This window comes from Actinomadura rupiterrae (genome assembly GCF_024172125.1).
In the GTDB taxonomy this organism is placed as follows: Bacteria; Actinomycetota; Actinomycetes; order Streptosporangiales; family Streptosporangiaceae; genus Spirillospora; species Spirillospora rupiterrae.
The window spans coordinates 13194-26549 of the sequence record NZ_JAMZEA010000010.1; the positions used below are offsets into that span (position 1 = coordinate 13194).

Genomic DNA, 13356 nt, shown 5'->3' on the forward strand with positions numbered 1-13356 from the left:
ACCCCATGCCCACCGCCTGGCTATGACGTTCGCGATCCCGCCTGCGAACGCCATAGCCAACCGCCCTGCCGAGCAGGTCCCTCTGGTCGCCGCCGGGTTCAGCGGGCAGGATCGAACCACCGGCCCGCACCGTCGAGGTGGAAGGCGGGGCGTGATGAACGAGGCGACCATCGAGCTGCTGTTCGACGTGGTCGCACGCCTGGAACGCAACATCGCGGCCCGGCAAGCCCCCGCCATCTGCGGCCTGGACGGCGACCGGCGCCTCACCCTGTCCGACTACGACTACCTGCGCGACCGCGCCACCGCCTGCGCCTTCGAACAACGCGTCGCCGACTACGCCCGCCGTATCCACGCCCGCCGCTGGGTCCTGGCCGTCCCCATGATCATCACGACGGTGGACGATCCGGTGTTCCTGGCCCGCCCCGTCACCAACCTCGTGGTCCTGCGCCAGGACGAGCAGGAAGCGATCGTGTGGACCGCCTTCGACCCCACCGACGGCATCGACTACGGCATCGTCGCCTACACCCGCCGCCCCAACCTGGAACCGGTCTTCGACGAACCCGAAGTCTTCACCGCCCCCCTCACCAACACCCCGCTCACCCCCGGCGCCACCCTCCTGCAGGCAACCCTGGGCGACGGGGACTAGCACACAGCGCGGGGCGTCGAAACTGAACCGGTCGGCGCGGCCGGCGGGGGGCGACTCGGCAGGGATGCCCCTCTCGGTGAAGCGTTCTCGGCCGAACGCGGATGACCCGTCCGGCCGAGAGGACTGCCAAAGATCGGAGTGGTGGCAATGGCGTTCATGAAATGGGAGGAGCCCGGCATGAGTCCTGCCCAAGCGCGGGCCCTGGTCACCCAGATCGCCGAGCAGATGGAGCCGGGCTGGATGGTCGCCGACGACCGGTACGGCCAGGTCGGCCGGATGGAGCTGCATGGCCCAGACGGAATCCAGCTGTGCCTTCAGGTGGGGCCGCTCCACGTCGCGGTCCGTGGCATCCACGCAGACGTCGGTGGGCACCTGCCTGGTCGTTTTGGCTGTGCGGAGCCGGTGATTCGGTTCGCGGTGACCAAGTCGCCGCAGCGGATGGCCAGTGAGATCACCAGGCGGCTGCTGCCCGCCGTCCGCCAGGATGCGGCAGTGCTGGCGGCGGCCCGGAACGAACGCGACACCCGGCTGGCGGGCCGGCTCGACACCCTGCTGAAGGCACGCGAACTCCTGGGAGGGAACCTGAGCTGGGCCGAGCCGGGGACCGGTCGGCGGCCTGCGGAATTTGAGTCCGCCTCCACTCACCACCGCGCCCCGGGCACCCCGCACCTGGTGATCGAGCTGAGGGACGACAAGGGCGACGACCATGCCGATGAGGTCCGTGTATCGGATCTCACCCACGAACAGGCCCTGATCATTGTGGAAGCCGCCGCCGCGGTCATCGCTCGCCCGCCCAGGTGATCGCACGCGAGACGCCGCCGGTGCCGCGTACGTGAGCCTCTGGCTCGCTCCGGCCGCAAACATCCCTGCCGGGCACTCGCCATGTGCCTCGCGAAGACGGTGATCGCGCCCCTGGCAAGCACAGCCTCAATCTCTGCGAGAGGCCTGCGCGTCCTCTCTCTGCACCGTGTCGCATCGTGCGGCATCTGTCCTTACCCACCGGCGAATCATCCTCACTGCGAAGACGGTACGCACTGCCCGGAAGGAGGCAGACCACCATGGCCGAGGCCAAAGCCGCCTTCAGGCTGACCGCAGCGCCGTGGCTCCGAGCAGGTCGAGCCGTCATTCGCGACGCAGCCACCACACGCGACCCCGACCGGGAGCACCAATGATCGAGTTCGAACGGCGAGGCAAAGCTCCTCGACCGATCCCGCCCGATGCGCAGGTCACATGCAGCGAGCTTCGGCCCGGTGTGGTCGTGGCCCGGTGGAGTGAGAACCCCGAGCAGGGCCCCGACGACATCGTGGTCAAGGCACCATGCTGTGCCGGCTGTTCCACGTCCGCTACGAGTACGCCGGAGCCAATCTCTACCTCCTGCTGTGCACCTTCTGCCAGATCGGCTACGAGGTTCAGGTCATTAACGATGGCGACGGCGGCTTCAGCACCGTGCTGACCGTTGAGGACATCCCCTTCATCACCACCCAGCGCCGACACCGCTGACGGTCCAGAGGGCCTGGTCACTCACCCAGCTGATCACGATGCACGCCACGGCACCGATCTGTGAGCGCAGTCCCTGTTCCGAGCCAACTGCCGCCGCCTGTGGTTACCCGCCGGGAGCGTTGACGGCGCGCGTTGCGACGGCGACCGTGGGGATATGGGTCTCGGGTCGGTGGGGGACGCCATCCGTACAGCTCGTCTCGGACATGGCTGGACTCAGGTCGATCTCGCGCACCGCCTGCACGTTACACGGTCCACGGTGTCGCGGTGGGAGGCGAGGAAGACCTGCTTGGATATTCCGACCCTGCGTCGTTTGGCAGCGGTGCTGGATCTGCCCCCGCAATTGGTGGGACTCGCCGCCGAGCCGCTGTCGGACGCTGCAGGGGTGATGGATGATGACCCGGTGCGCCGACGACACCTGCTGACGTCCCTGGCCGTGACCGCCGCCGCTACGGCTGTGCCCGGCGGGCTGGTGAGCGGAACCGCCCGCGCCGCCATGCCCGCAGGTGACAGTGGCCTTCCCGACGCCTTGCGCAGCCTGCTGTTGGGTACCTCGGTCCCCGCCGGGCCGCTCCCGTCCACCGCCGGCCAGGCCCGCGCACTGCTGGGGCAGGCCACGAACGCGTTCCACAGTTGCCGTTATGCCGACCTGGGCCGGGACCTGCCCGCGATGATCGTCGGCACGCAGCGGATCGCCGGCGCGGCCGACGATCGGTTCGCCTACGGGCTTCTCGCCCAGGCCTACATCCTGGCCACGCGCCTGCTGATCAAGCTGGAGGAGGTCGACCTCGGGCTGCTGGCTGCCGACCGGGCGCACACCTTCGCGAGCGGCGGCGGGAACGCGGCCCTGGTCGGGGAGGCGGCCCGCAACAAGGCTGTTTTGGTCCGCAAGGCCGGATGGCACGACGATGCTGCCGCGATCGCGCTCCAGGCCGCCGATCACCTCACCGGCACCGATCCGGGGGCGCGGGCCGAGCGCGGCCTGCTGCTGATGAGCGCCGGGTACACCGCTGCCAAGTCCCGCGATGCCGCCACACTGACCGACCTGACCGAACAGGCCCGCCGCATCGCCGACGGTCTGGGCGACCGGTTGCTGCTGCCCACGCACGGCGGCGGGTTCAGCCGCGCGCTGGTGGACCTGCATCTGATCTCCGGTTACAACGCGGTCGGTGACCCCCGGGCGGCGCTGGCCGTCGCCGACCGCGTCCGACTGGGCCATCTGCCGACGGTGGAGCGGCGCGCCCGGTGCCTCACCGATGTCGCGACCTCACACGCCCTGCTGGGGCGGCGCGCCGAGTGCGTGGATACGCTGCTGCGGGCCGAGCGGATCGCGCCGCAGGAGGTCCGGGCCCGGCCCGCCGTGCGGCGCATGGTCGGGGACCTGACGGCGACCGGACGGATCTCACCGGACCTGCGCGGCCTGGCTGCGCGGCTACGCCTCCCTTAGCGGTCTGTCAATCCCGCGTGCAGCATCTGCACGCGATGTGCGCAGCGTGCACCATTCATGGCGCGCGCAGATCGGTCGGCGCACCGTGAAGACATGAGCACCTGGTTGCGCACCGACACCGGCTACCGGACCGGCCTGATCTGGGCCGACCCTGAGCACGTCGCTCCTGCCGTTCGCGCCGCCGGTTCCGGCCCCGACATCGAGCTGTCACCGCATCGCCGGCACCCATGGGCGCGCCGCGCCCTGACGGCCACCCCGATCCTCACCGCCGTCCAGGACCGGATCGGACCGGCGGTGGCGGTGGTCGAACCGACGCTGCTGCTGCGCAAGCGCCCCGGCGCGTTCGTCGTGCCGCCGCACCAGGACGGCATCAGCGCCGGGTTCGAACTGGACGCCGACCGCGCGGTCGCAGTGTGGTTCGCCCTCACCGACGCCACGGCCGCTTCGGGATGCCTGCTGGTCGTCCCCGGCTCCCATCATGACGGGTACCGGCCGCACGTCCGCGCTCCCCACGACCCTGGCCGCGGCGCGCCGCTCACCCTCGCCGTCCCGCCTCCCGACGACGCCTTCACTCCTGTGCCCGTACCTGCCGGGCAGGCGCTGCTCATGGACCTCCGCCTCATCCACCGCTCCGACGCCAACACCACCGACCGGCCCCGGATCGGACTCAACGCCATATTCGCTGCTGCCGGAGCCGTGCACCTGCACCACGGCGAACCACCCGCCCTGCAGCCCCTGACCGGCGACTGGCCGACCACCTGAACATGTCCCTACCGCCATCCGAAAGGAGCACGGGCATGACCACCACCCTGTACGAGGTCCCCACCACCGAGCAGGTCACCCGAATCCGGGTGCTCACCGGCTCGGACGCCGACCCGGTCCGCCTGGCCGGGAAGGTCCCGATCGCCAAGAGCGACTGCAGCTACTACTGCCCGAACGCCGAGGTCGCCCAGCGATGCATCGAGGCGCTGCGCGCCTCCGACGAGCGGCTGCGGTCCCGCCCCGAAGAGCAGATGCTCTGGGACTGGGAATGCACCTGGTTCGAGCCCGAGCCCGGCAACCCCGACGGCGGCGGCACCGTGCTCCTGGGCGTCGCCTGGTTCGACGCCGCGTTCTTCGCCGAGCGCCGCGACGCCTGGCTCGGGCGCATGCACACCCGCATCTACGCCGACCTCGGCATCCCGATGGACGACATCACTGTCACCCACTGGACGGCCGCCCCACCGTCCGCCCAGGCGGCCTAATCCAACGCCAGACCCGCGCCCCCGAAGCCCCCGCGGCTCCGGGGGCGCCCGCGTCTCGCAGGTTCCGACACCGAGCCCCTGCGGACACGGCACACTGGTCACTCCAGTGACGTCGTGGCCGAAGGGGCTCAAGCGTGGACCGCCTCATCACCCACCTCGGGCTCGACACCGACCAGGCGAACCTCCTGCACGACCGGCGCGGCACCACCGTCTACCGGATCGACGACCTCGCCCTGAAGATCACCGACGGGCTGATGGCCGGCCGCGAAGGCGAGATCCTCAAGCTGCTGGGCACCGAGTTCTATCGCGACCACGGCTGGGACGGCGACGACCACGGCCCGGACGGCGACCGGTCGTGGCTGCTGCTGCGCTGGATCGAAGGCACCACCCTGTGGGACGCCCTGGAACCGGCACACCGCAGCGACAGCCAGGCCACCCGCAGCCACGCCCTCGCCTGCACCCGCGATGCGGCCGCCGCGCTCGCCGAGCTGCACGCCGCCGGATGGGCACACGGTGACCTCCAACCCGATCACGTCCTGTTCGAACGCGACCGCACACACCTGATCGACCTCGCGTGTGCGCAGCACCCGACGGTGACCGTCCCGTCTTACCTGCACCGTGGCGGCCTGGCCCACACCACCGCCCCGGAGATCGCGGCAGCGATCCTGGCGTCGAAGGAGCACATCACCGCCACGCCGCAGGCCGACATCTGGTCCCTGGGTGCCTGCTTGTGGTGGTCCTGGACCCGGACCCCGCCGATCACCTACGCTGCCCCCGCCGCTGGCCGCCCGGGGCAACTGGCCGACATCGCCGCACTGCGCCGCGCCCCGGCCACGACCCGGCCTTGGCCGTTCCCGGCTTTCCAGGAGATCATCGCCGCCTGCCTGGCCGCCGACCCCGCCGACCGGCCGACCGCCGAGGAACTCGCAACCTCACTGGTCCCACAATCAGGGCACACAACCCAACACTCGCCGCAGCGAGCCTGACTGCCTGGACGGCGTGCTGATCAGGGGGTTAGGTGCAGTGCTGGGAGCTGGGCGAGGGTGTCGTTGAGTTGAGGCAGTTGGAGGCGCGGGAGGTGGATCTGTGCGGCTTCGGCGAGGCCGGTGCCGTGTGTGTCGTCGTCGAGCAGCGGCACGTTGATGCGCCATGAGCTCTTCGTCCAGCGGATGGTGACGTAGTCGCGCATCGTGGTCTGTGCGAGGGCGTTGATGAGGAGGCGGGCATCTCCGGCTGCGGCGCCACTTCGAGCACTGAGCCTTTTCCATCACGGGGCGAGGGCGGCCTCGCGGTTTTGTAGGACGCTGATGGCCTTGGCGAGGTGGCCGGCGCGGTAGGGGCAGCAGCGGAGCTTGGTGAGGATCTTCCATGACTTGAGCTGGGCGTTTCCGCGTTCACCTGGTCCGCGGAGCTTGGCGTGGGCCCGGTTGGCTTGTTTCTGGGAGGCGGGCTTGTTCCTGCCCTTGTAAGGAACGATGATCGCGGGACCGGCGCCGACGTAGCCCTTGTCGGCCAGGACCGGCAGCCCGCACGCTGCCAGGGCGCGGATGATTCCCCAGTTCCGGGCCGCTTTCAGGTCGTGGATCGAGCCGGGTACCGCACCCGACACCCACACGATCTGCCCGTACGGGCCGGCAATTACCTGCAGGTTCACGCCGTGCTTGTGATGCTTGCCCGAGTAGAAGAGCCGGTCGGCGCGGAGGCGGTCGGTCGCGATGAGAGTGCCGTCCAGGATCAGATGTCCCAGCCCGTCTTTCTTCGCCCTGGCGAGTGTGGTGCCGAGCTTGGGTGAGCGGGCCGACAGCCAAGCCACGACCTCGTTCACATACCTCCACGCGGTCGTCGTCCCGACCCCGAAACCTGCCGCGAGCTGCGCGAACGTATCGCCCTTCTTCAAGTATGCGAGCGTCATCAGCGCCTGCTGCCCCGCGTTCAAAGCCCGGCCCTTGCTCTTCAGCTTCGTCCGCTCCCGCCGGACGAGACCGGTCAGGTAGTTCAGAGTCGAACGCGACAACGGCAGCGAAGCACGATAGAAAAGCACGTGAAACCTCTGGTTGTGGGGGGCGGAGGTCAGAGACCCCTCTCCTACCAGGGGTTTCTTCACGTCCACGGCCAGCCACGCCGCCCGCGATCATGCTGTGATCAGCAGCCTTGAAGAGGCTGCTGGAAAAGGTTCACTGGTCAGGAACTGCGCATCTGGCATGACCGGCCTCCATTCTGTGAACCACCCGCCATGCGTGCCTTCGTATAGCACCACTGATCCGGAGCTTCACCCAATCGACTTCGGGCAGGTAGGAGCGTCACCTGGCGCTGTCCAACGACAGGTCTGGTCCGAAGGCTGTCACGCTCATGGTCGCGCGTCGACCAGGGGCAGCATCGAGGATCCCCGTCACCATGACGCGCCGCCTATCGCCGTGATGCCGGACCGCTTCTTGGTAGGTTTCCTCGTCCAAGCCGAACCAGATCGTCTTGCGTCGGTGGTCGACGATCGTCTCCATGCCCACCTCGCCTCCCGAAGCTTCCTCGTCGGCCTCATGGTGCAGGTAGGTGATGCGTCCGAACAGGACATGCTCACGCGGGGTTCGGACGCGCTTCAACTGTTCGGCCACGTACTCGACGTTTTCCTGGGCCTCTTGGGGAAACGTCACCGAGTCGGGCACTCCATGCGGCGCTTGAGTGGCGCGGGACCATGAGAACGTCACGTCCAGTTCCGCGACGCTCTCCTGTTTGAGCGCCGCATCGACGGCCCGACAAAGTTCGCGCGAGACTCCCTCCCGTACGGCATCTGCGACCTCGCGCGAACTGGGACGGCGATCGGATTGAACGGTGATCTCGTGCAGGGTGTTGAGCGCATCGGACATCGTGCTGGTCACGCGGCGATCGAATAGAGCATCCTCGACGGCGATGTCCAGCCCGATCTGTGGATCGGAACTCACCGGAGGGGCTGGGCGGGCGCGACTGATGATCGGAAGGATGTAGGAGCCGCGTTGTGTCTGGCCCAACCGCACGCTGCGGAGGTGCTCTCGTGCTCGTAGGGGCATCGAGTTGCCGAAACTCCCTTGGCGGCGAATTGTTGCCGCCGCGGAGGCTTGGACAAGTTGTCTTGCCGTATAAAAAAGGCGAACGCCGGCATCAAATGGGATTGAGTCGTCGATCAACTCTGGATGAGCTGCCCGCACGCGGGTGACGTCGTGGAAGACCAGCGCGATGTCCCGCTGGATCTGATGACTCTCTCGCTGCTCCACTCGTGCGAGATCCTGCACCAACAACCAGACGCGTTTCTCATAGTCACTTGCCGTCTTGATGAGGGGGACTAGCAGACCCTCCGTGGGGAGGTCGCGCCGACTCCACAGTTCCGCCAGCGGGCCCGCCTCTGAAGGACTCCATCCCTCTAGCCGGAGGTAGGCCTTGATTTCGCTGGGGTCGACGTTCTGCTGCAGGTCAGGCGTCATGCCGCCTCGCCCTCGTCATGCCCTGTCTTTATCCGCCGCAGAGCTACTTGGAACATAAGTTCGAGGGACTCGCATGTCAACGCTTGGGTGCGAGGGAGGCGGACGGCGGTGGTTGCGTTGCCACGGGGCGGAAGTTGGTCTTGGAGCTTTGCCCAGTAGCCGTGACATGCCATCAGGAGACGGGTGGGTTCGTGAAGGATCCAGTCATCCAGGATGGCGGGAACGATGACCAGGGCCATGTATCCCGGGGCGCTGCGTTCTGGGTCGCGTAGCTTGTTGTAGGTTGCGACATCGAGGTCGTAGACCAAGTCACCGCCCGCGCCGCGAGGGTTGTGAGTGCACTTCAGCTGGAAGTCGACCATGAGGCCCCGTCGGCGAAGCGTGACATCCACGCCGTCCTTGTCCTGGTTCCAAGTGCCTATAGTGCAGCCGCCCCTCGTTGCGATCGCGAGCATGTAGGCGTTGCTGAAATGCTCCTTCTGCCACGACTCTGCTTCGGGCAAGCCGCCTTCAGAGGCTGGTTCCAGATCTCCTTCGCTTTCTTATCTTGACCCAGATTTGACCGTGGTGAAAGTGAAGCCCGGTCAGGCGGCCGGGGTGCGGTTGCGCATGAACTTGCCTTGGCGGCCATGGACTCTCGCGGGTCTTGGGGGAGGACGCCAACCCAGGCCGGGTCGCCGCGCCGTACAGGCACGGCGCGCACTCGTACCTGTCGGTCGGCGAGCCGATCGACGGCTGCATCGTGCAGATCCCCGGCGCGCAGTACCGGCCGGTGAACCCCCGGATTATCCCGCCGGGCCCGCCGACGGCGGTCGAGGGCACCGAGTACGACCTGCGCGCCGGGCGGCGGCTCGGCGACCAGAACATCGACCGCGCCTTCACCAGGCACTCATTATGAGTGGCGGGGTTGGCGTGTCCGCCAAGCCACTGCCAACGCGCCGCCCAGCTATTGCCGGGGCGGTGGGGCTGGGCAGGTCGTGGGGCGTGAAGGTGTGGGTGTTGGGCTGGCGGGTGTTGCTGAGGGGGTTGACAACGGGGCGTTGGTGCTGGTGGGAGGGGCGGGGTAGATGCGGATCCAGTCGATGTCCATGGTGACTTTGGCGGGGGTGGTGTGGTCGCGGCAGGCGGTGGGGCCGCGGTCGCAGGTTTGGTCGTTTTGGAGGGTGAGGCCCATGGTGGTGTGTTGGGGGAGGAGGGGGCCGGTGTAGGTCCAGGTGGGGTGGCCGTCGGGCCAGAAGGTGAGGTGGTCGGGGAGCCAGTCGACGGCGATGGTGTGCCAGTGGGTGAAGTCGGCGTGGAGCTGGTGGGTGGCCTGCTGGTCGGTGGGGCCGTGGTGGATGTGGATGTCGGCGGTGTGGCGGGTGGGGTCGGGGATTTCGGTGAAGTCGATTTCGGCTTTCTCGGGGTGGCCGAAGTGGGCGGGCCACAGCAGGGCGACGGGGGAGTAGCCGCGGCCGGGGTCGGCGCGCAGGCGGACTTCCCAGCGTCCGTAGCGTTGCAGCAGGGTGGAGGCGATGCCGCCGGACAGGTCCTTGCCGCCGTAGAGAGCACCGGTGAGGTGCAGGGCGCCGCCGGAGACGGTGGTGGCTTGGGCGGTGCGGGGGTTCACCCTGTCGGTGGGGGGAGTCGTAGACGATCCACTTGGCGGGGTCAAGGTGGGTGCCGGTGAAGTTGTCGGTCAACGCGGGCGGACCCCACGCGTTGGGTGCTGGCGGGGTGCTCGTGGTTGGTGTGGGTGTGGTCCTCGGGGAGCTAGGTTGTGGCCGGTTGTGCTGCTTGATGGTGGCTTGCAGCGCGGGTGCGTCGGTGAGGGTGGGGCAGGCCCAGGCGGGTTGGTGGCCCCAGGAGTAGCTGATGTCGACGGCGGGGTGGGGGATCAGGGCGTCCCAGCGGTTGAGGATCGCCAGCAGTTGCCCGGCGTTGGGTAGCCGCCAGGTTTTCTCGCCGGTGGCGCAGGCCTGGCCGAAGGTCTGGATCACTGGGACGATCATCGAGCGGGGGAATCCGGCGCGGTCGGCTTGGGTGACCATCGTGTCGATGGCTTGCAGGTGGCAGGTGGAGCTGTCGGTGCGGCAGGGGTAGGGGTCCAGGCCGATCAGGTCCAGGTGGCTGGCCGCGGGGCGCAGCGGGGCCATCGGGTAGTCGGTGAGGGAGGCGAAGGCTTTCTGGCCGGGCGCGTAGCGGTGGATGGTGTCGGCGCGGGCGCGCAGGTGGGCGACGATGCCCGGGCATTGCTGGGGGTTGGGTTCGTCGGACAGGTACCAGCCGTAGACGCGTGGGTCGTGGGCGTAGCGGTGGACCAGCCGGGTGAAGGCGGACTCGGTGGTGGTGAAGGGGGCGCAGGTGGTGTTGCCGACCCACAGCAGGGCGCGGCTGCCGGGCGGTAGCTGGTTCAGGTCGTTGGTGTCGGGGGTGGTGTCGAACAGGGTGTAGCCGAGTGCGGCGGCGCGGGGGCGGTCGCCGGCGGGCATGTTCAGCGCCAGGTGCAGCGTCACGTCCGAAGTCGTGGCCGGGGTGGTCGGTGCCGGGTGGGAGGCGGTGGCGTTGCCGGGGAGCGGGCCGAGGAGGAAGCCGATGGCGGTTCCGGTGGCCGCGGTGGCGCAGGCGGTCGCGAGCAGCAGGTGGCGCATGAGGATCCCCTCTCTTCTGGGTGTCAGCGGGGTCGGGCGAAGCCGACCAGGTCTGGGCGGTGGCGGTAGGTCTGGATCTGGACGACGGTGCCGGTGTGCGGGGCGGCGATCATGCGGCCGTCGCCGAGGACGATCCCGACGTGGCCGGGGCCGCCGGGCTCCATGCGCATGAAGACCAGGTCGCCGGGTTGTTCGGTGCCGGGTCGCAGGTGCGGCAGGGTGCGCCATTGGTCGTAGGTGGTGCGCGGCAGGGTGAGTCCGGCGGCCTGGTAGGCGCGCACTACCAGCCCTGAGCAGTCGAAGGCGGCGGGGCCGAGCGCGCCGTAGACGTACGGTTTGCCGAGTTGGGCGCGGGCAAAAGCCAGCACGCGGGCGGCCCGCCGTCCCAGTCCCGCCACGGCGGCGGGGGCGGCGGCGCCGTGCAGGCAGCGGGACAGCCAGCTGGCCGTGGCGGTGGCGGGGGTGCGGGCGTAGCGGGCAGCGCGGTCCAGGACCAGGTGGACATAGGCCAGCGAGTGGTTGTATTCGAACAGCGCGGCCTGCATGCGGGCGGGCGCGCCGGAGTGGCGCAGGTAGTGGGCGGCGGTGAAGATGGCGTCGGCCGGGTTGTAGATGTCGGTGCGGCCGTCGTGGTCGCCGTCGACGGCGAAGTGCCGCCAGTTGTCGGCGACCAGCTGCATCGGTCCCATCGCGCCGGCCTGGTTGGCGCCCGCATGGATGCCGGGGTCGGGGCCGCGTCCGTGGTCGGACTCGACCGCCCCGATCGCCGCCAGCACGCTCCAGGGAAGGCCGTAGGCGTGTCCGGCGGCCTGGTAGAGCGCCAGGTAGCGGGGTGGGATGTCGCGGGTGGCTGCTGGTGGGCGCGGCTGGGTGGCGGGGCAGGTGTGCTGGGCTTGGGCGGTGAGCACCACGACGGGCGCGGTCAGCGCAGCGACCAAGGTGATGGAGGCGGCGGCGGCCAGCCGCACCATGGTCATGGCTGGTCGCCGGGCTGTCCGTCGGCGACCGGAGTGAGCGCGCTGATCCGCCAGTCGCGCGCCGAACCGTCCGCCTCACCCGGGTCGTTTGTGCGGGTGGCGGTGACGGTGAAGGCCTGGGTGTCGGTGCTGGCGGTGCCGTCGCGCAGCAGGTGTTGGCGGCCGGTGACCGCCAGGATGACCGCGCGGGATTGCAGGTCCTGGACAGCGGTGACCTGGGCGTCGGCGGTGGCTGACATGTGGTGGGCGTGGCGGTCGGCCAGCACGGCGGGGTCGGCGGCGGTGCGGGCCAGTTGCTGGTAGAGGGTGTCGTCGGTGAGGGGGCGCAGCGGCGTCAGGTAGGCGTCGGGGGTCTGGTCGTAGCGGTAGCTGCCGTAGGCGGTCACGAACCGGCGGGCCAGGTCGGCCACTGCGGCCAGTTGGCCGGGTGGGATCGGCAGCAGCGCGGTGATGTTTGGTGCGGCGTCCACGGGACGGCCCGGTGGAGTGGTGCGGCTGCCCGAGGTGAGGGTGGTGTAGGCGACCAGGGCCAGGGCGGTGCCCAGCAACAGGCCGGCCACAAGGTGGCTGCGTCGGATCACCACGGTCATGACGGACCCCCGGTCGGCGTGGTGAGGCTGATGAGGGACTGGCGCTCGCCGTCGGCGCCGACCGGCAGCCACACCGGCCCGGCGGGGTCTGCGGTGAGGGCCGCCAGGGTGGTGGCGACGGGGATCGGCGGGGTGCCGAGGGCTTGGTGCAGGCCGTATTCGCGGTGCGGGCCGGGGAGTTGGAACAGCACCGGCAGCGGGCTGCCGGTGTCGTGGGCGAGTTGGACGTACCGGTCGACTTTGTGGGTGAGGGTGTCGAGGGGTTCGGTGCCTAGGTCGATTTCGGCGAAGAAGCCGGTCGTGCGGTCGTGGTCGCGCCAGATCCCGTAGCCGTCGGGGCGGATCAGGTCGCCCCAGGCCTGGCCGCAGCGGCGTTCGGGCCACCACAGCGTCAGCTCCCGGTCGGGGTCGCCGCGTGCGGCAGCCGCCAGGCGGGTGAAGAAGTCGTTGACGGCGACGGTGTGCGGCAGTGCGCGGGAGAACGCCAGCTGGAGCGCGTCGTCGGGCCGGTACGGGAGCTCGGTGAGGGTGACCTCGCGGCGTTCGGCCAAAAGCAGCGCCCCGGCTTTGTCCAGCACATAGTGGTGCGGCGCCGACCCGACCAGGGTGAGGGGGCGGAACCGGTCCACGGCGCGCAGCTCGAACAGGGTGTGCAGCCGGTGGCGGGCGCCGGAGTCGGTGTCGAAGGCGAGCCGCCTCAGCTGCCCGGTGGTGAGGACGCGGTGTTCGGCGAGGGCGGCCAGGATCCACCAGTCGCGCGCCGTCAGCGTCTGGTGGAGGCGTTTGAGCAGCGGGAACGATACGCGGGGGCGCGGATGCGGGCGGGCCAGGCCGCGTCCGACATGGTTGGCGAGCTGGCGCGCGGTGTGCATG

Annotated in this window: 16 protein-coding genes; 8 read left to right on the forward strand and 8 right to left on the reverse strand. The window is 69.5% G+C overall.

What is annotated here, in order from left to right:
* Positions 1 to 154 precede the first annotated feature (154 nt).
* From FHU30_RS32185 to FHU30_RS32215, 7 genes are all read left to right on the forward strand, one after another.
* The gene (locus tag FHU30_RS32185; RefSeq protein ID WP_253880943.1) at positions 155 to 646 is read left to right on the forward strand and encodes a hypothetical protein; all 492 of its coding nucleotides are present in this window, start codon (positions 155 to 157) and stop codon (positions 644 to 646) included.
* Positions 647 to 787: 141 nt separating this feature from the next.
* Positions 788 to 1447: a hypothetical protein gene (locus FHU30_RS32190; protein ID WP_253880944.1), complete on the forward strand. Its 660-nt coding sequence runs from the start codon at positions 788 to 790 to the stop codon at positions 1445 to 1447.
* A gap of 516 nt (positions 1448 to 1963) precedes the next feature.
* The gene (locus FHU30_RS32195) at positions 1964 to 2146 is read left to right on the forward strand and encodes a hypothetical protein (RefSeq protein WP_253880945.1); all 183 of its coding nucleotides are present in this window, start codon (positions 1964 to 1966) and stop codon (positions 2144 to 2146) included.
* Between the two features lie 154 nt (positions 2147 to 2300).
* Positions 2301 to 3590: a helix-turn-helix transcriptional regulator gene (locus tag FHU30_RS32200; protein WP_253880946.1), complete on the forward strand. Its 1290-nt coding sequence runs from the start codon at positions 2301 to 2303 to the stop codon at positions 3588 to 3590.
* A 93-nt stretch (positions 3591 to 3683) separates the two neighbouring features.
* The gene (locus FHU30_RS32205) at positions 3684 to 4352 is read left to right on the forward strand and encodes a phytanoyl-CoA dioxygenase family protein (protein ID WP_253880947.1); all 669 of its coding nucleotides are present in this window, start codon (positions 3684 to 3686) and stop codon (positions 4350 to 4352) included.
* A gap of 35 nt (positions 4353 to 4387) precedes the next feature.
* Positions 4388 to 4834, forward strand: a complete 447-nt coding sequence (locus tag FHU30_RS32210; RefSeq protein WP_253880948.1) for a hypothetical protein — start codon at positions 4388 to 4390, stop codon at positions 4832 to 4834.
* A gap of 134 nt (positions 4835 to 4968) precedes the next feature.
* Positions 4969 to 5820 (forward strand): protein kinase domain-containing protein, encoded by an 852-nt coding sequence (locus tag FHU30_RS32215; protein ID WP_253880950.1) that lies wholly within the window; start codon positions 4969 to 4971, stop codon positions 5818 to 5820.
* 20 nt (positions 5821 to 5840) lie between these two features.
* Here the strand turns inward: FHU30_RS32215 and FHU30_RS32220 are convergent, their stop codons facing one another.
* The 4 genes from FHU30_RS32220 to FHU30_RS32235 form a co-directional block, all read right to left on the reverse strand.
* Entirely contained in the window at positions 5841 to 6023 is a 183-nt protein-coding gene (locus tag FHU30_RS32220) for a hypothetical protein (RefSeq protein ID WP_253880952.1), read from the reverse strand.
* A 78-nt stretch (positions 6024 to 6101) separates the two neighbouring features.
* Entirely contained in the window at positions 6102 to 6875 is a 774-nt protein-coding gene (locus FHU30_RS32225; protein ID WP_253874200.1) for a transposase family protein, read from the reverse strand.
* 259 nt (positions 6876 to 7134) lie between these two features.
* Positions 7135 to 8286 (reverse strand): hypothetical protein, encoded by a 1152-nt coding sequence (locus tag FHU30_RS32230; protein WP_253880954.1) that lies wholly within the window; start codon positions 8284 to 8286, stop codon positions 7135 to 7137.
* Positions 8283 to 8789 carry a DUF4365 domain-containing protein gene (locus tag FHU30_RS32235; RefSeq protein ID WP_253880956.1) on the reverse strand — a complete coding sequence of 169 codons (507 nt, stop codon included), beginning with the start codon at positions 8787 to 8789 and terminating at the stop codon, positions 8283 to 8285. The genes FHU30_RS32230 and FHU30_RS32235 overlap by 4 nt, the downstream gene beginning before the upstream one ends.
* Positions 8790 to 8932: 143 nt before the next feature.
* Between FHU30_RS32235 and FHU30_RS32240 the strand changes: the two genes are divergently transcribed.
* Positions 8933 to 9184 (forward strand): aldose epimerase family protein, encoded by a 252-nt coding sequence (locus FHU30_RS32240; RefSeq protein WP_253880958.1) that lies wholly within the window; start codon positions 8933 to 8935, stop codon positions 9182 to 9184.
* 48 nt (positions 9185 to 9232) lie between these two features.
* On the opposite strand, the gene FHU30_RS32245 is transcribed toward FHU30_RS32240, so the two are convergent.
* The 4 genes from FHU30_RS32245 to FHU30_RS32260 all read right to left on the reverse strand — a co-directional run bounded on the left by FHU30_RS32245 (position 9233) and on the right by FHU30_RS32260 (position 13355).
* Positions 9233 to 9895: a glycoside hydrolase family 16 protein gene (locus tag FHU30_RS32245; RefSeq protein ID WP_253880960.1), complete on the reverse strand. Its 663-nt coding sequence runs from the start codon at positions 9893 to 9895 to the stop codon at positions 9233 to 9235.
* A gap of 1044 nt (positions 9896 to 10939) precedes the next feature.
* Complete coding sequence (locus tag FHU30_RS32250; RefSeq protein ID WP_253880962.1) at positions 10940 to 11893, reverse strand: C40 family peptidase; 954 nt, start codon at positions 11891 to 11893, stop codon at positions 10940 to 10942.
* Positions 11890 to 12483 (reverse strand): VirB8/TrbF family protein, encoded by a 594-nt coding sequence (locus FHU30_RS32255; protein ID WP_253880964.1) that lies wholly within the window; start codon positions 12481 to 12483, stop codon positions 11890 to 11892. Before FHU30_RS32255 ends, FHU30_RS32250 begins: the two co-directional genes overlap by 4 nt.
* Positions 12480 to 13355, reverse strand: coding sequence for a replication-relaxation family protein (locus FHU30_RS32260; RefSeq protein ID WP_253880966.1), 876 nt, complete (start codon positions 13353 to 13355; stop codon positions 12480 to 12482). Before FHU30_RS32260 ends, FHU30_RS32255 begins: the two co-directional genes overlap by 4 nt.
* Between the last annotated feature and the right edge of the window lies 1 nt (position 13356).